Below are 16,018 nucleotides of genomic sequence, written 5' to 3' on the forward strand. Positions count from 1 at the left end.
ATGACCGATCGGACGCTGTGCCTGGGCGAGGCACTCGTCGACGTCGTACTGCGCGACGGTGCCGAGCCGTCCGAGCACGTGGGCGGCAGCCTGTTCAACGTCGCGTGCGGGCTGGCGTCGCTGGGGGATCCGACGTCGATCCTGTCCTGGTGGGGGCGGGACGTCCGTGGCCACCGGATCGCCGAGACCGCGGCCCGTGCCGGCGTGGACGTCGTCCCCGGGTCCGACGGTGCCGCCAACACCCCGCTCGCCTACGCGCACGTCGATGCCGAGGGGCGCGCGACCTACGAGTTCGACCTCACGTGGGAGGTGCCGCCCGTCGAATCGCTCGAGCGCTACGGGCACCTGCACACGGGCAGCTTCGCCGCGACGCTCGCGCCGGGGTCCGACGGCGTCGCCGACGTGGTGCGCCGGATCCGGGACCACGCCACCGTCTCCTACGACCCCAACATCCGGCCCGCGCTGATGGGCACGCCCGCCGAGGTGCTGCCGCGGGTGATGGAGATGATCGCGCAGTCCGACGTGGTCAAGGCCAGCGACGAGGACATCGCCTGGCTGCACCCCGACGAGCCCGTCGAGGACGTGATGCGCCGCTGGATCGCGGCCGGCCCGGCGATGGTGGTGCTCACCCGCGGGCCCTGGGGCGCGTACGCGCTGCTCGCCGGCAACCGGGACATGCTGCACGTCGATCAGCTGACCGTCGAGGTGGGCGACACCGTCGGCGCGGGCGACTCCTTCATGGCCGGGCTGGTGTCCGGGCTGCTCGACGCCGGCTACCTGGGCTCGCGGTACGCCGCCCGACGGCTGCGGGCCGCGCAGTGGAGTGACGTGCAGCCTGCGCTGCACCGCGCCGTCATCACCTCCGCGCTGACCGTGAGCCGGGCGGGCGCGTACGCACCGTCGATGGACGAGGTGCTCGCGGTGCGCGCGCAGGACCCGACGCTGCGCTGACGGCTGCCTCGGCGAGTCGCGGCACCGGCAACGCAAGGGTGGTGTGTTCTCACGGGAGCCATGCGCGGCACGCATGACCGACGTCTTCGCAGGTCAAATGCGTATTGCTCGCCGTCAGCCATGCACTGGACGCATACCCCGCGGCGGGGCTCGCCGCCGGCGCACCCGAGGTCATGCGCGACACGCATGACTCGATGCGCCGAAAATGCGGTTGAACTGCTGTTTTGTGTGCCATGCGTGGCGCGCATGGCTTCTCCGCGCGACATCGAACCCACGCAGCCCGACGAAAGCAGGCCTGATTCGGAGGGACCTGACAGCGGATTCCAAGCCGGGCGTCGCATCATCGGTTCCAGCGCGGTCGCGGTGACCGCACCGACCGAAGCGAGAACCCATGACCGAACCCACCGATCCGCAGCCGACGCCCACCGCGCCGATCCCGCCCGCGCCGGCGACCGCCCCCGCAGCCGCAGCCCCCAGCCCGGCCCCGCAGGAGGCGGCACCGTCGACGACCGGGCCGTCGAGGAAGCTGCTCATCGCGGCGATCGTGTTCGGGCTCATCGGGATCAGCGGCGTCAGCTTCACCGCCGGCTACTGGGTCAACGAGGCCACCGGCAAGCACAAGGGGCACTCGATGCAGCAGCGCGGGCCCGGCGGCCACGAGGCCCAGCGGCACGGGCCCGGCCGCGGCGAGGGCCCGCGGATGTACCGCGTGACCCCGACCGCTGCGCCCTCGGCGACGCCGACCCCGGCTCCGACGCCCTAGGACGCGTCAGAAACCGAGCCTGAGCGGAGCCGATGGAAATGCCTCGCCGCGGCCTCGAACAGGCTCGGTTTCAGAACACCTCAGACGATGGCGCGGCGGACGATGGTCTCGTCGCGGCCCGGGCCCACGCCGATGCAGGAGATGTGCGCGCCGGAGAGCTCCTCGAGCCGCAGCACGTAGTCCTGCGCGTTCTTCGGCAGGTCCTCGAACGTGCGGCACTCGGAGATGTCCTCCCACCAGCCGGGCATCGTCTCGTAGATCGGCTTCGCGTGATGGAAATCGGTCTGGTTGGGCGGCATCTCGTCGTACCGCACACCGTCGATCTCGTACGCGACGCAGATCGGCACGTTCTCGATGGAGCTGAGCACGTCGAGCTTGGTGAGGAAGTAGTCGGTGATGCCGTTGACGCGGGTCGCGTAGCGGGCGATCACGGCGTCGAACCAGCCGCAGCGGCGCGCGCGGCCGGTGGTGACGCCCACCTCGCCGCCGTGCTTGGCGAGGTACTCGCCCCACTCGTCGAAGAGCTCCGTCGGGAACGGGCCCGAGCCGACGCGGGTGGTGTACGCCTTGAGGATGCCCAGCACCGTCGTGATGCGGGTGGGGCCGATGCCCGAGCCCACCGAGGCCCCGCCCGACGTGGGGTTCGACGAGGTGACGTACGGGTAGGTGCCGTGGTCGACGTCGAGCAGGGTGCCCTGCGAGCCCTCCAGCAGGATCGTCTCGCCGCGCTCCAGCGCGAGGTTGAGCTCGAGGCGGGTGTCGGCGATGCGGTGCTTGAAGCTCTCGGCGAGCTCCAGCGTCTCGTCGACGACCTGGCGCGCGTCGAGCGCGCGGCGGTTGTAGATCTTGGTGAGCACCTGGTTCTTGAACTCCAGTGCCGCCTCGACCTTCTGGGTGAGGATCGACTCGTCCAGCACGTCCTGCGCGCGGACGCCGACGCGGGCGATCTTGTCCTGGTAGCAGGGCCCGATGCCGCGGCCGGTGGTGCCGATCTTCTTGTTGCCGAGGAAGCGCTCGGTGACCTTGTCGATGGCCACGTGGTACGGCATGAGCAGATGCGCGTCGGCCGAGAGCAGCAGGTTCGACGTGTCGACGTCGCGCGCCTCGAGGCCGTCGAGCTCGGCGAGCAGGACCGACGGGTCCACCACGACGCCGTTGCCGATGACGTTCTTCACGCCGGGGGTCAGGATGCCCGACGGGATGAGGTGGAGCGCGAACTTGTCGCCGTTCGGCAGGACCACCGTGTGGCCGGCGTTGTTGCCGCCCTGGTAGCGAACCACCCACTGGAGCTTCTCCCCCAGCAGGTCGGTGGCCTTTCCCTTACCTTCATCGCCCCACTGGGCGCCGATCAGCACGATCGCAGGCATGGACGATCTCCTTCCGGCTCGCTATTCACCTTCGGAATCACCTGGATAACGTCGAGCCGTGCCGCAACCTTACAGTAGGTGCGGTGAGCTCCGTGACCCAGAGCACCGTCGTGGTGCGCGCCCCCGATGTCCGTATCCCGGGCAGCCTCCGCGACCTCGAAACGATCACCGTCGACCTCGACTCCGCCAAGGCGGAACTGAAGCAGAAGCTGACGTTCCCGAAGCGGATCGTGGTCGCGGGGCCCGATGACCTGCTGGCGGCGGTGATCGCCCGGCTGATGGCGTCCGAGCGGCTGGACGTCGAGGTGGCGTACGTGCCGACCGAGAACTCGCACGCGTCGTCCATCTACCCGCCGGGCGACCCGCTGACGGGCACGCCCCGCGCCGTCCCCCTCATCCGCGACGACCGCGGCTTCGTCCTGGTCGGCAAGGCCAAGATCACGGGCCCCGACGGTGGGCCGCTGACCGGCGAGACCTTCGTCGACTCGGAGAAGCTGTTCACCGGGCAGGCGAAGGCCGTGATCGTGGAGCCCTTCGGCGCGGCGGGCGAGACGGGCGGGGTCCGCGCCCGGCTCGCGAAGGGCGTGCGCCGACGGTGGCTGTCCGGCCGCGCCGCGCAGACCGGCGGGCTCGAGCTCGTCGTGACCCGCGACGGCCGCACGGACTCCAGCGTCGTGACCCGGGCGACGTTCTACCGCAACACCGACGACTGGCTGCTCATCAGCTGACGCGGACGCCACTCGGCCGTCAGTCGACGGCGGGCGGTTCGGCACGGAGCAGCACGGTGTGCGCCGCCTGGTGCGCGGCGGCGACCCGCATGAAGCGCACCACCGCGGCGAGCTCATCGTCGGTGAACCGCTCCAGCACGTCGGCGCCGGCCGAGGCGAGCATGGGCCCCATGGCCGCCCCCACCCGCTCCGTCAGCCGCGGCGTGGCGCGCACCAGCACCTTGCGCCCGTCGTCGGGGTGCGGGTGCCGCGTCACGTAGCCACGCTTCTCCAGGCGGTCGACCATCGTCGTGACGCTGCCGGTCGTCAGGCCCAGCGCCGTCGCCACGTCGCGGGGCGAGACTCCGTCGGCCCCCAGCACCAGCTCCAAGCAGGCCAGATCCGTCGCGCCGACGCCGAGGATCCGCGCCACTTCCCGATCGAAATCGCTCACCGAGGCCTGATAGGCCTGCACGGCGGGGCCCACTTCGGTCGCAATATCGCTTGACATTCAAGCTACCTCCTCGCATGATTGCTTGATAATCAAGCTATATCGATCTGTGGGAGAACACCATGAAGGCTCTCATCATCGGCGCCGGTGTCGCGGGTCCCGTCGCCGCCATGGCCCTCGCGCGCGTCGGCGTCGACGCCGAAGTCTTCGAACGGGACGAGCAGGACGCGGCCCAGCGCGGCGCGTGGCTCACCCTGCAGGCCAACGGTCTCGACGCACTGCAGGCGATCGACGCGGCCGGCCCGCTGGAGGGCGTCGGCTACCCCGTCGAGACCATCGCCTTCGTCAACGGCAAGGGCCGCGCTCTCGGGCGGATGCCGCTCGCGGCCCGCCGCCCCGACGGCCTGACCTCGCTGATGATGCCCCGCGCGACGCTCTACTCCGCCCTCGCGGAGGAGGCGCGCTCCCGCGGCGTCACCGTCAGGCACGGGGCCGAGCTGATCACCGCCACCGTCGACCCCGACGGCGTCACGGCGCATTTCGCGGACGGGACGACGGCGCGCGGCGACGTCCTCATCGGCGCGGACGGCATCCACTCGCCCGTGCGCACCCTCATCGACCCGGCCGCGGCCGCGCCGCGTTACGTCCCCGTGCTCAACCTGGGCGGGTACATCCCCGACTTCACGGTCGACGTGCCGCCCCGCGAGTTCCGCATGCAGTTCGGGACCCGCTGCTTCTTCGCCTGGATGCCCACGCCCGACGGCGGGACCGTGTGGTTCGCCAATCCGCCGGCGCGGACCGAGCCCGAGCGGGGCGTGCTGTCCGGCGTCGACGACGCGGAATGGCGGCGTCGCCTGCACGCCCTCATGGACGGCGACGCCGGCCCGGCGGGCGCGATCATCGACGCCGCGCCCGGCCCGCTCGTCGGGTGGGCGACCTACGATCTGCCCGTCGTCGACCGGTGGCACGACGGGCGCGGGCGGATGGTGCTCATCGGCGACGCCGCGCACGCCACCTCCCCTGCGGCCGGGCAGGGCGCCGCGATGGCCCTCGAGGACGCCGTGATCCTCGCGCAGTGCATCCGCGACCGGGCCACCACCACCGAGGCCTTCGCCGCCTTCGAGGGACTGCGCCGCGCACGCACGGAGCGGATCGTCGCCGAGGGGCGCCGCGCGTCGAACTCGAAGGCCGCCGGCCCCGTCGGCCGCGTGGTCCGCGACCTGGTCCTGCCGGTCATGTTCCGGCGCGCGGCGAAGGACGACGACGGCCGGTCCCTGACCTGGCTGCAGGGGCATCACATCGACTTCGCCGCCCCGGTCTGACGCGCGCTACTCGGGCGGCTTCGGCGCGTCCTTCTTCTTCGGCACCTCGCGCATCTGCGCGACCGCCGACGTTCGGGACAGGCCCGCGACCTGCAGCAGGTCGACGATCGTCGATCGCAGCTGCCCGTAGATCATCACCTCGTTGAGCGATTCGCTCTCGGAGATCTCGTGGTGCATCGGCAGCGCGTTGGCGCGCCGCGCGGCCGACCGGAGCACGCGGGCACCGTCGGCCTGGTCGGGGTGCGCGCCCGGCTCGGCGAGCACCACGTCGCGCATCGTCTTGAAGGACTCGGCGAGCCGGCCGACCTCGGTGACCAGGGCGGGGTCGATCCGCTCGCCGCTCTGATTCGAGGCGAGCGCGCGACGGGCCATGACCCGCACGTTGCGCACGGCGTTGTCGAGGGGATCGGCGATGGCCTGGAGCTTGTCCATCCGGGGCCGCGAGCTCCAGAACATCGGCGAGACCTTCGCGATCTCGAGGCCGCCCGCGAGGTCGTTGGTGAGCAGGTCCAGGTCGGGCTGGGTGGCGCGGGCGGTCTCCAGCGCCCATTCGAGCGAGGAGATGTCGCGGTCGGTGAGGCCGGCGGCGATCGAGGCGACGACGCGCCGCATGGTGTCGAGCACCTTGGCGGCGTCCTTGCGCGGCCGCCGGGCGGGGTTGTTCGGGATCAGCGCCGCGATCACGACGCCGACGAGGCCGCCGATGAGCGCGTCGAGCATCCGGGTCCAGCCGCCCGTCGACCCGGGCGGGATCAGGGTCGCGACGAGCACCGCCGACGACGCGGCCTGCATCGGCACGAGCGGGCCCCGGTCGGCGAGCACCGCGACGGCCATCGCGATCGCCACGACGAGGGCCAGCTGCCAGGGCCCGGTGCCGATCACGGAGATCAGCAGGTCGCCCACACCGATGCCGACGGTGACGCCGCCGACCAGCTCCAGCGAGCGGCGCAGCCGCTGCTGCAGGGACAGCCCCAGCGAGATGATCGCGGCGATCGGCGCGAAGAAGGGCGAGACGTGCCCGATCACGTCGTTCGCGATGAACCACGCGATGCCCGCGGCGACCGCGCACTGCAGGATGGGCAGCTTGGCGTTCCAGAGCCGCTTGGTGCGGCTCTGGATCACCTGCGGCAGCGCGTTGTGCCGCCGGAGGAGTCGGCTACGCGCCGAGTCCGAGGGCGCCGGCGGCTTCGGGGTCACAGTCGTTCAACAGATCCAGGCAACGGAGGTACTCGTCTTCCTCGCCGATCGACTGCGCGGCGCGGGCCAACGCGGCCACCGCCCGCAGGAAACCGCGGTTGTTCTCGTGGCTGTAGGGCACGGGGCCGAAGCCGCGCCAGCCCTGGCGGCGCAGCTGGTCGAGACCGCGGTGGTAGCCGGTGCGCGCGTAGGCGTAGGCGGTGACGGCCTGGCCCTCGTCGAGCGAGCCCTCCGCGAGCACGGCCCACGCCAGCGACGACGTGGGGGTCTCCGCCGCGACCTCGACCGCCGGGCGGCCCTGGTTCAGCTGGAGTTCCGGCTCTTCGTCGATGTCGAGCAGGACCGGGGGCGGGCCGAGGAGATCACCGAAGGACGTCATTGCTCCAGTCTTCCATGCTGCGCCCGGCGGAGGGTGGACGACGTGCGTGCCCGCTCGACGCGCCGGTCACCGCGGGTGCGCGCCCGCTAGGGTGTCAGGTGTTCCGTGTGCGGCGCGCCGCCGCGGAGGAGGACGGTTCACGAACGAGGGGATGGCGGAAGCGATGGCGCGGGATGACAACCGGGGACCTCTGTCGCGACTTCGTGACCTGCGCGGACGCCTCGCGTCGTGGCCCGCGGCGCCACTTCACGACCACCCCGAGACCGCCGGCACGCTCGGCAGCGCGCCCTCCGACGCCGTGATCCCCTCGCAGTCCGACTCCCTCGCGCAGCTCGTTCAGGACGCCGCCCCCGCCCCGTCGCCGGGAGAGGCCGAGACCACTGTCATCCCCGTCGACGGTGCCGCCGCGGAGGACTCCGGCAAGTCCACGGACTCGAGCGAGACCGGGGATGCGCCGTCCGACGCCGAGACGCGGGTGCTGCCCGCCGCGGGGCGCGCTCTGGTCGAGGAAGACGCTTCCGCCGAGTCCGAGGATGGGGCCGCCGAGGACGACGCCTCCGCGACCGACCCCGCGGACGCCGCCGGCGACGCGAGCGAGGAGACCGCGGACAAGAGCACACCGGACTCGCCGCTGCGGACCGTCGGGCCGGTGGTGACCACGTCGCCGGGCGCCGACGACACCGAGACCACCGTGCTGCCCGCCGTGCAGCGCCCGAGCTCCGCCGAGACCACCGCCATCCCCGTGCAGGCCCGCCCGGCCGAGGAGACTCCCGCGGAACCCGTCGAGGAGGAGACGAGCGCTGACGAGGTCGTCGCCGACGAGGCCGCGCAGGAGACGGATGAGGCTGCGACGACGTCCGAGGCCGACGTGAATGACGAGGCCGACGAGACCGCCGCCGACGACGACACGGACGAGGATCGGGTCGCGGCCGACGAGGTCGTCGACGCGGACACCACTGACGATGAGGACAGCGCGGACGGCGCGGAGGCCGCTGACGGATCCGACGGCGCAGACGCAGCCGACAGTGCGGACGGCGCGGACAGCGCGGACAGTGCGGACAGTGCGGACGGATCCGACGCCGAGGCCGACGGTCCGTCGGTCGCCGCGGCGGCCGCCGGGGTCGCGGGCGCCGCTGCCGTCGTCGCCGGAGCAGCCGCGCTCACCGGCGACGATCAGGACGACCAGGACACTGCCACCGAGGCCGACGCGCCCGCGGACGACAGCGCCGCAGAGGACGAGGTCGCCGACGACGCGGATTCGACCGCGGACGCGGAATCGGCCGAGGACGCGAGCTCGACCGAGAGCGACGACGAGCCCGAGGCCGCGGCGGGCGAGGCGACCGCCGAGACCGCGGAGGACGCCGGTGACGACGCATCCGTCCCCGACGAGACCGCCGAGGACGGCGACGAGATCTCCGCCGACGAGCAGGATCCCGCCGCGCAGGACGGGACCGCCGAGGACGAGGCGACCGACGAGAGCGAGGCGGAGGCTTCCGACGAGAGCGAGGCCGCTGCGGTCGCCGACGAGGACGCCACCGAGGACGCGGACGCGTCGCCGCTGCGCACCGTCGGACCGGTCGAGACCGAGGCGCCCGCGCCGGAGGCGACCACCGAGGACGAGTCGGACGCGGACGACACCGCTGAGGCCGCGACGACGGCGATCCCGGCCGCCGTGCGACCTGACCAGGCGATCATCGACACCGAGCAGAACGAGCTGCCGGACGCGACGCCCGCGACCGAGGCGATCCCCCTCGCGCCCCTCGCCGCCCCCGCGGCGGCGCCCGATCTCGCGAAGCCGGACACCGCGCAGACGCCGCAGGAGAACGCGGCGCGGCAGTCGCCCGAGTACTACGCGCCGCAGGGCGGGCAGGAAGCCCCGCCGAAGGGCAAGCGCACGCTGTGGATCGTGGCGGCCGCGGTGGTGGCGGTCGTGGTGATCGTCGCGGCGATCGCGCTGCTGGTGCCCAAGTCGGGCTCCGGCTCGTCGACCGACCCGCGGCAGCAGGCGGCGAACGCGACGACGTCGTTCATCGACGCCGTGGGCCGCGGCGACCTCGCCGCCCTGCGCCAGCAGACGTGCGGCAACGCCAAGGTGTACTACGACGGGCTCAACGACGGCCAGTGGCAGCGCGTCTACGGCAACGCCAAGGCCGACGGCCTGCTGCCCGAGCTCGACGGCCTGCAGGCCGTGGACGTGCGCGGCGACAAGGCGGAGGTCCAGGTCGAGGTGCACTACGCCAACAACCCGAGCGCGAAGGTGCGCAACACCCTCACGCTGGAGAAGGACGCGGACACCTGGAAGGTGTGCACGCGCGTCGGGGCGCGATGAGCACCCCGTCGGAGGAGCCCACGCTCCGCAATCCGAAGCCCGAGCCCAAGCCGGAACCCCCGCAGGCCCCGAAGCCGGAGCCGCGGACGGCACCGTCGGAACCCAAGCTCGCGTACTCCGAAGTGCCGGACCGGCCCACGCCGCGGACCGACCGGATCGCCCGCGGCGCGGGCCGCGTGACGCCGCCCCGGCGCACCGCGACGCCGCCGATGGCCGCCCCGCACCCGATGGCGCCGCGCCCGCACCCGACGCACGGCGCGCAGCAGCCGCACCGTCCGCCCGCCGCGCAGAGCCGCGCGCCGCATGCCCGGCCCCCGCAGGCTCCCCACCGACCCGCCGGGCCGGCGCAGGGCGCACCGTCGAACCAGCCCGCCCCGCAGGCGCCGGATCCGGCCCCGAAACGCGCACGGCCGCTGCTCACCGGCCCGGAGTGGGCGGCGGCAGCGGCCATGATCGTGCTCGTGCTGGCGGTCCTCCTGGGACTGGCGCTGGCCTGAGCTACTAGCTACTTCGCGCTGATGGACTTGCCGGCGGAGTGCAGGTCGTTGCACGCCTCGACGACCCGCTCGGCCATCGACGTCTCCGCCTTCTTCAGGTAGGAGCGGGGGTCGTAGACCTTCTTGTTGCCGACCTCACCGTCGATCTTGAGCACCCCGTCGTAGTTCGACAGCATGTGCCCCGCCACCGGCCGGGTGAACGCGTACTGGGTATCGGTGTCGACGTTCATCTTCACCACGCCATAGCTCAGGGAGTCCTCGATCTCCGACTTCAGCGACCCCGAACCGCCGTGGAACACGAAATCGAAGGGCTTGCTCCCCGCCGGCAGGCCCAGCTTCGCCGACGCCACCGCCTGACCGTCCCGCAGCACCTCCGGCCGCAGCTTCACGTTGCCCGGCTTGTAGACGCCGTGGACGTTGCCGAACGTCGCCGCCAGCAGATACCCCTCCGCGCCCAGCGCGTCGACGGTCTTCGCGAAGTCCTCATCCGAGGTGAACAGCTTGTCGTTGATCTCGTTCTCGACGCCGTCCTCCTCGCCGCCGACCACGCCGATCTCGATCTCCAGGATGATCTTCGCCGCCTTCGCCTTCGCCAAAAGGTCCTGCGCGATCTCCAGATTCTCCTCCAGCGGCACCGCCGAGCCGTCCCACATGTGCGACTGGAACAACGGGTTCTGGCCCTTGTCCACCCGCTCCTGCGAGATCGCCAGCAGCGGCCGCACATAGCTGTCGAGCTTGTCCTTCGGGCAGTGATCGGTGTGCAGGGCGACGGTCACGTCGTACTGCGCCGCCACCACATGCGCGAACTCGGCCAACGCGACCGCGCCGACCACCATGTCCTTGACACCCAGGCCGGAGCCGAACTCGGCGCCGCCGGTGGAGAACTGGATGATCCCGTCGCTGCCCGCATCGGCGAAGCCCTTGATCGCCGCGTTGATCGTCTCGCTCGACGTGCAGTTGATCGCCGGATAGGCGTAACCGCCCTCACGGGCGCGGTCCAGCATCTCCCGGTAGGCCTCGGGGGTGGCGATGGGCATGTCTGTCCTCCTGAGCGGTTCGGCGTTTCAGTGAAAGACTATCGCCCATGGAGCTCGCTGTTGGGCTGGTCGCCCTCGTCGCCACCGTTCTGGTGGTCAGTGCATTCTGTGACCGTCTCGGTCTCGCCGCGCCGTTGGTGCTGACGGTGGTCGGCATCGGGGTGTCGTTCATCCCCGCGGTGCCCGAGGTGCCGCTCAACCCCGACGTGGTGCTGCTGGGCCTGTTGCCGCCGCTGTTGTACGCGGCGGCGTCGAAGGCCTCCCTCGTCGACTTCAAGGAGAACATCCGGCCGATCGGGATGCTCTCGGTCGGGCTGGTGCTCTTCACGGCCGGCGCCGTCGGCGTGGTGACCTCGTACCTGCTCGACATCCCGTTCGCCGCCGGGCTCGCGCTGGGCGCCATCGTCGGGCCGCCCGACGCGGTGGCCGCGACCGCGGTGGGCCGGCGCATCGGCCTGCCCCGCCGGGTGACGACGCTGCTCGAGGGCGAGTCGCTGTTCAACGACGCCACGTCGATCGTCCTGCTGCGGACCGCGATCGCGGCGGTCGCCGGCACCATCGGCTTCTGGCAGGTGCTGGGCTCGTTCGCGCTCAGCGCGGTGGGCGGCGTGGCCGTCGGCGTCCTCGCCGCGCTCGCGATCCGATTCGCGCTGCGCCGGCTGACGGACCCGGTGCTCACCACCGGCATCAGCCTGATCAGCCCCTGGATCGCCTACCTGCCCGCCGAGCACATCCACGCCTCGGGCGTCGTCGCGACGGTCGTCGCGGGGCTCATCGTCGCGTATCGAGCACCCACCGACCAGACGGCCATCGGCCGGATGTCGGCGCGGATCAACTGGAGCACCATCCAGTTCCTGCTGGAGAACGCCGTCTTCCTCCTCATCGGCCTGCAGATGCGGACGATCTTCGTGGGCGCGGACAACTCGCCGATCGGCTGGCCGCTGATCATCACGACGTGCATCGCCGTGATGATCACGGTGATCCTCGCGCGGATGGTGTGGTGCGCGCCGTCGGCACTCATCGCGATCAAGGTGGACGACGCCGACGAGCGCCTCACCGCCGGCGAGACGACGGTGCTGTCCTGGGCCGGCATGCGCGGCGTGGTCACCCTCGCGGCCGCGTTCATCCTCCCGCTGGACTTCCCCGACCGCGAGGTGCTCGTGTTCGCCGCGATGGTCGTGGTGGCCGGCAGCCTCCTGATCCAGGGTTCGACGCTGCCCGCGCTGGCCAAGCTGCTCAAGGTGCAGGGGCCGAACGCGCGCACCGACGCCCTGCAGCAGGCCGTGGTGATGCGGTCCGCCCTCAACGCGGGCCTGGCGCGACTCGACGAGATCGCGGCGAGCCCGGAGAACACCGTGCCGGCCACCGTGCTCGACGGGGTGCGGGAACACACCATCAACCGCGAGCGCGCCTTCTGGGAACGACTCGGCCCGGACTCCGCGAACACCCCCGCCGCGCAGCTGCGCGCGGTCCGGCTGCAGATGATCGACGCCGAGCGGGCGGAGGTGCTGCGGATGCGCGACGCCGGCCAGGGCGATCACGAGGTGCTCGAGCAGGTGCTGTCCAACTTCGACGTCGAGGAGGCGATGCTGGAGGTCTCGGCGGTGCGCAGCGAGCGCATCGCGGTGGCCGAACTGCTCACGCCGCCGTGGGCGCAGGACGAATGTGACCATCTTCGCGTTTCGGACGATTTCGCCGACCCCGTGCCGCTCAGCGAGACCTGCGTCGAGTGCGTGGAATCGGGGCAGAACCCCGTCGCCCTGCGACTGTGCCTGACCTGCGGACACGTCGGCTGCTGCGACTCCTCCGAGGGCAAGCACGCGACGGTCCACCACGAGCTCACCAACCACCCCGTGATCCGGAGCTTCCAGCCCGGGGAGTCGTGGCGCTGGTGCTACATCGACGAATTGCTGAAATAGAGCCGGTATCCTGGCAGGCGTGTATGTCAACGACCTGACTCTGGCCGCCTCGACCACCATGCAGGCGTTCGCCCTCAAGGACATCACCGATCCGGTGGCCGTCCTCAACGCCTTCGGCGGCATCGCCCTGGTGGGCCTGCTGCTCGTGGTGTTCATCGAATCCGGCGTGCTGTTCCCGGTGCTCCCGGGTGACTCGCTGCTGTTCGTCGCGGGTCTGCTGACCGCGGCCGGTACCGGCGCCGCCGTCGGTGAGGCCACCTACACGGGTTCGGCGATGTCGCTGCCGGTGCTGTTGATCGCGACGCCCATCGCGGCGATCCTCGGCTCCCAGGTCGGCTACTTCATCGGCCGGTTCGGCGGCGAGAAGTTCTTCACGCCCGACGCGCGCTTCCTCAAGACCAAGTACCTCGACGAGTCGCACGAGTTCTTCGAGAAGTACGGCCCCGCCACGCTGATCCTGGCCCGCTTCGTCCCGTTCGTGCGCACGTTCGCGCCGATCGCCGCCGGAGCCGCGAAGATGAGCTACAGCAAGTTCGTCATCTGGAACGCGATCGGCGCCGTGATCTGGGCCGACGGCATCATCCTGCTCGGCGTGTGGCTCGGCAAGATCTCGTGGGTCCGCGAGAACATCGACATCATCTTCCTGGCGATCGTCGCCGTCTCCGTGCTGCCGATCGTGTGGGGCGTGGTCAAGAAGTTCCTCGCGGGACGCCGCGCCGACGCGGCCGCCTAGGCCCCGTCCGTGCTCGAATTCGTCCAGACCGCCGGGCCGGTGATGATCTGGCTCGTCGTGGCCGGGTTCGTCTTCTGCGAGTGCGCCTTCATCATCGGGCTGTTCCTGCCCGGCGATTCGCTGCTGCTCACCGCCGGCCTCGCCATGGCCACCACCGGCCACTCCGCGGCGTCGGTGTGGGGGCTCGCGCTGGCGGCCTTCCTCGCGGCCATCGCCGGTAACCACGTGGGCTACGGCATCGGCGTCAAGATGGGCGACCACGTGCTGGCCAAGCAGGACGGCCGCTACCTCAACGCGCACAACCTGCACCGGGTCAAGGAGTTGATGGACAAGCACGGCTTCTTCTCCGTGCTCATCGCCCGCTGGATCCCCTGGGTCCGCACGCTGTGCCCGCTCGTCGCCGGCGCGGTCGGCATGGACAAGCGGAAGTTCACCGTCGCCTCGGTGCTGGGCTCGCTGATCTGGGCGCCGTTCCTGCTGCTGGTGGGCTACTACGCCTCGTCGGCGCTGCAGGACTACAAGTGGATCCTCGACTGGGCGCTGCGCGGCATGATCGTCATGCTCGTCGCCGGCACCATCGTCGGGATCGTCGGCTACCGGCGCGAGATGCGCAAGCCCAACGTCACCGTGGACCTCGACGACTGACATGACCGTCCTGCAGACCCGCGACCTGACGGTCGCGTACGCCGATCGCACCCTGTTCTCCGGTCTCGACCTCGTGATCGCGCCGGGCGACGTGGTGGGCCTCGTCGGCGCCAACGGCGCCGGGAAGTCGACGCTGCTCAAGCTGCTCGCCGGGGTGGGCGCGGACGGCGGCCCCGACGTGAGCGGCACCGTCGACCTCTCCCCCGCCGACGCGGAAGTCGGGTACCTGGCGCAGGAGCACGAGCGCCGGCCCGGCGAGACGGTCGCCGAGTTCGTCGCGCGGCGCACCGGCGTCGCGGCCGCGCAGGAGGCGATGGACGCGGCCGCGCTCGCTCTCGGCGACGATCCCGACACCGACCTCTACACGCCCGCCCTGGACCGGTGGCTCGCCCTCGGCGGCGCCGACCTGGAGCAACGCCTGGACGCGATCCTGTCCGACGTGGGGCTGGACGGCCCGGACTCGGAGATGACGGGGCTCTCCGGCGGGCAGGCAGCGCGCGCGGGCCTCGCGGCCGTGCTGGCCTCGCGGTACGACGTGCTGCTGCTCGACGAGCCCACCAACGACCTGGACCTCGCCGGCCTGGAGCTGCTGGAGCGCTTCGTCGCGGACGCGGCGACCGCGATCGTCGTGGTCTCGCACGACCGGGAGTTCCTTGCCCGGACGGTGACCACCGTGGTGGAGCTGGATCTCGCGCAGCAGCAGATCGGCGTCTACGGCGGCGGCTACGAGGCGTACCTCGTCGAGCGCGACGTCGCGCGGCGGCACGCGCGCGAGGAGTACGAGGAGTACTCGGGCAAGCTCTCCGACCTACAGGACCGCGCGCAGATGCAGCGGAACTGGATGGAGCACGGGGTGCGCAACGCGCGCCGGAAGATGAAGAGCGGCACGGATTCCGACAAGGCCGGCCGGAAGGCGCGGCTCGAGTCGACGGAGAAGCAGGCGTCGAAGGCGCGGCAGACCGAGCGCGCGATCGAGCGGCTCGAGGTGGTCGCCGAGCCGCGCAAGGAGTGGGAGCTGCGGATGTCGATCCTCTCGGCTCCCCGCAGCGGCACGGTCGTGGTGACCGCGTCCGGGGCGTGCGTCTCCTATCCCGGGCTGACCGTCGGGCCCGTGACGGTGTCCGTCGAGTACGGCGACCGGATCCTGCTCACCGGTCCGAACGGCGCCGGCAAGTCGACGCTGCTGGGGCTGTTGCTGGGGCGCCTCACGCCCTCCGCCGGGACGGTGACGCTCGGCTCCGGGGTCGAGGTGGGCGAGGTCGACCAGGCCCGCGGGCGCTTCCTGTCCGACGGTCCGCTGCTCGACGCCTTCTGCGCGGAGGTGCCGGAGACGCCGCCCGCCGACGTGCGGACGCTGCTCGCCAAGTTCGGGCTGCGCGGCCACCACGTGCTGAGGCCGGCCTCGTCGCTCTCCCCCGGTGAACGGACCCGCGCCGCGCTGGCGCTGCTCCAGGCCCGCGGCGTGAACCTGCTCGTCCTCGACGAGCCGACCAACCACCTCGACCTGCCCGCGATCGAGCAGCTCGAGGAGGCCGTCGAGTCCTTCGACGGCACCGTCATCCTGGTGACCCACGACCGCCGGATGCTCGACACCGTCCGCGCGACGCGCCGCTGGCGCATGGCCGACGGTGCCCTGACCGAGGACTGACTGTGAGGATGGGATCTGCCACCTCGATGTGCCAGCAGGATCGGTGTTTCGGTGGTGGGCTGTAGCTGACGGC

At 71.6% G+C, this 16,018-nt stretch carries 15 protein-coding genes; 10 read left to right on the forward strand and 5 right to left on the reverse strand.

Annotation, left to right across the window (positions count from 1 at the left end):
* Nucleotides 1-951, forward strand: a complete 951-nt coding sequence (locus ACLQ3K_RS13020; protein WP_425999778.1) for a PfkB family carbohydrate kinase — start codon at nt 1-3, stop codon at nt 949-951.
* 391 nt (nt 952-1,342) lie between these two features.
* Nucleotides 1,343-1,714, forward strand: a complete 372-nt coding sequence (locus tag ACLQ3K_RS13025; protein WP_425999780.1) for a hypothetical protein — start codon at nt 1,343-1,345, stop codon at nt 1,712-1,714.
* A gap of 80 nt (nt 1,715-1,794) precedes the next feature.
* Here the strand turns inward: ACLQ3K_RS13025 and ACLQ3K_RS13030 are convergent, their stop codons facing one another.
* Nucleotides 1,795-3,081, reverse strand: a complete 1,287-nt coding sequence (locus ACLQ3K_RS13030; RefSeq protein ID WP_224652101.1) for an adenylosuccinate synthase — start codon at nt 3,079-3,081, stop codon at nt 1,795-1,797.
* Between the two features lie 83 nt (nt 3,082-3,164).
* On the opposite strand from ACLQ3K_RS13030, the gene ACLQ3K_RS13035 reads away from it, so the two are divergent.
* Entirely contained in the window at nt 3,165-3,809 is a 645-nt protein-coding gene (locus ACLQ3K_RS13035) for a hypothetical protein (protein WP_224652099.1), read from the forward strand.
* A gap of 19 nt (nt 3,810-3,828) precedes the next feature.
* Here the strand turns inward: ACLQ3K_RS13035 and ACLQ3K_RS13040 are convergent, their stop codons facing one another.
* Complete coding sequence (locus ACLQ3K_RS13040) at nt 3,829-4,299, reverse strand: MarR family winged helix-turn-helix transcriptional regulator (RefSeq protein ID WP_425999783.1); 471 nt, start codon at nt 4,297-4,299, stop codon at nt 3,829-3,831.
* 62 nt (nt 4,300-4,361) lie between these two features.
* Between ACLQ3K_RS13040 and ACLQ3K_RS13045 the strand changes: the two genes are divergently transcribed.
* Entirely contained in the window at nt 4,362-5,561 is a 1,200-nt protein-coding gene (locus ACLQ3K_RS13045) for an FAD-dependent oxidoreductase (RefSeq protein ID WP_425999785.1), read from the forward strand.
* 6 nt (nt 5,562-5,567) lie between these two features.
* Here ACLQ3K_RS13045 and ACLQ3K_RS13050 read toward each other — a convergent pair whose 3' ends face one another.
* A complete protein-coding gene (locus ACLQ3K_RS13050; RefSeq protein WP_425999787.1) occupies nt 5,568-6,758 on the reverse strand; it encodes an FUSC family protein in 1,191 nt (396 codons plus the stop codon).
* Nucleotides 6,718-7,137, reverse strand: coding sequence for a DUF3151 domain-containing protein (locus ACLQ3K_RS13055; protein WP_425999789.1), 420 nt, complete (start codon nt 7,135-7,137; stop codon nt 6,718-6,720). The genes ACLQ3K_RS13050 and ACLQ3K_RS13055 overlap by 41 nt, the downstream gene beginning before the upstream one ends.
* A 163-nt stretch (nt 7,138-7,300) precedes the next feature.
* Here ACLQ3K_RS13055 and ACLQ3K_RS13060 point away from each other — a divergent pair, with 163 nt between their 5' ends.
* Both ACLQ3K_RS13060 and ACLQ3K_RS13065 read left to right on the forward strand, forming a co-directional pair.
* A complete protein-coding gene (locus ACLQ3K_RS13060) occupies nt 7,301-9,466 on the forward strand; it encodes a hypothetical protein (protein ID WP_425999791.1) in 2,166 nt (721 codons plus the stop codon).
* A complete protein-coding gene (locus ACLQ3K_RS13065; RefSeq protein WP_336669763.1) occupies nt 9,463-9,963 on the forward strand; it encodes a hypothetical protein in 501 nt (166 codons plus the stop codon). Before ACLQ3K_RS13060 ends, ACLQ3K_RS13065 begins: the two co-directional genes overlap by 4 nt.
* A gap of 8 nt (nt 9,964-9,971) precedes the next feature.
* On the opposite strand, the gene fbaA is transcribed toward ACLQ3K_RS13065, so the two are convergent.
* Nucleotides 9,972-11,000 carry a class II fructose-bisphosphate aldolase gene (gene fbaA, locus ACLQ3K_RS13070; RefSeq protein ID WP_336669762.1) on the reverse strand — a complete coding sequence of 343 codons (1,029 nt, stop codon included), beginning with the start codon at nt 10,998-11,000 and terminating at the stop codon, nt 9,972-9,974.
* Between the two features lie 47 nt (nt 11,001-11,047).
* Between fbaA and ACLQ3K_RS13075 the strand changes: the two genes are divergently transcribed.
* The 4 genes from ACLQ3K_RS13075 to ACLQ3K_RS13090 are packed head-to-tail and all read left to right on the forward strand — an operon-like array spanning nt 11,048 to nt 15,945.
* Nucleotides 11,048-12,919, forward strand: a complete 1,872-nt coding sequence (locus ACLQ3K_RS13075; RefSeq protein WP_336669761.1) for a Na+/H+ antiporter — start codon at nt 11,048-11,050, stop codon at nt 12,917-12,919.
* A gap of 19 nt (nt 12,920-12,938) precedes the next feature.
* Nucleotides 12,939-13,652: a DedA family protein gene (locus ACLQ3K_RS13080; protein WP_224651535.1), complete on the forward strand. Its 714-nt coding sequence runs from the start codon at nt 12,939-12,941 to the stop codon at nt 13,650-13,652.
* Nucleotides 13,653-13,661: 9 nt separating this feature from the next.
* The gene (locus tag ACLQ3K_RS13085; protein WP_224651537.1) at nt 13,662-14,297 is read left to right on the forward strand and encodes a DedA family protein; all 636 of its coding nucleotides are present in this window, start codon (nt 13,662-13,664) and stop codon (nt 14,295-14,297) included.
* A gap of 1 nt (nt 14,298) precedes the next feature.
* Nucleotides 14,299-15,945 (forward strand): ABC-F family ATP-binding cassette domain-containing protein, encoded by a 1,647-nt coding sequence (locus ACLQ3K_RS13090; RefSeq protein ID WP_224651539.1) that lies wholly within the window; start codon nt 14,299-14,301, stop codon nt 15,943-15,945.
* Nucleotides 15,946-16,018: the final 73 nt, after the last annotated feature.

This window comes from Tsukamurella sp. DT100, assembly GCF_049844855.1.
Taxonomy (GTDB): Bacteria; Actinomycetota; Actinomycetes; order Mycobacteriales; family Mycobacteriaceae; genus Tsukamurella.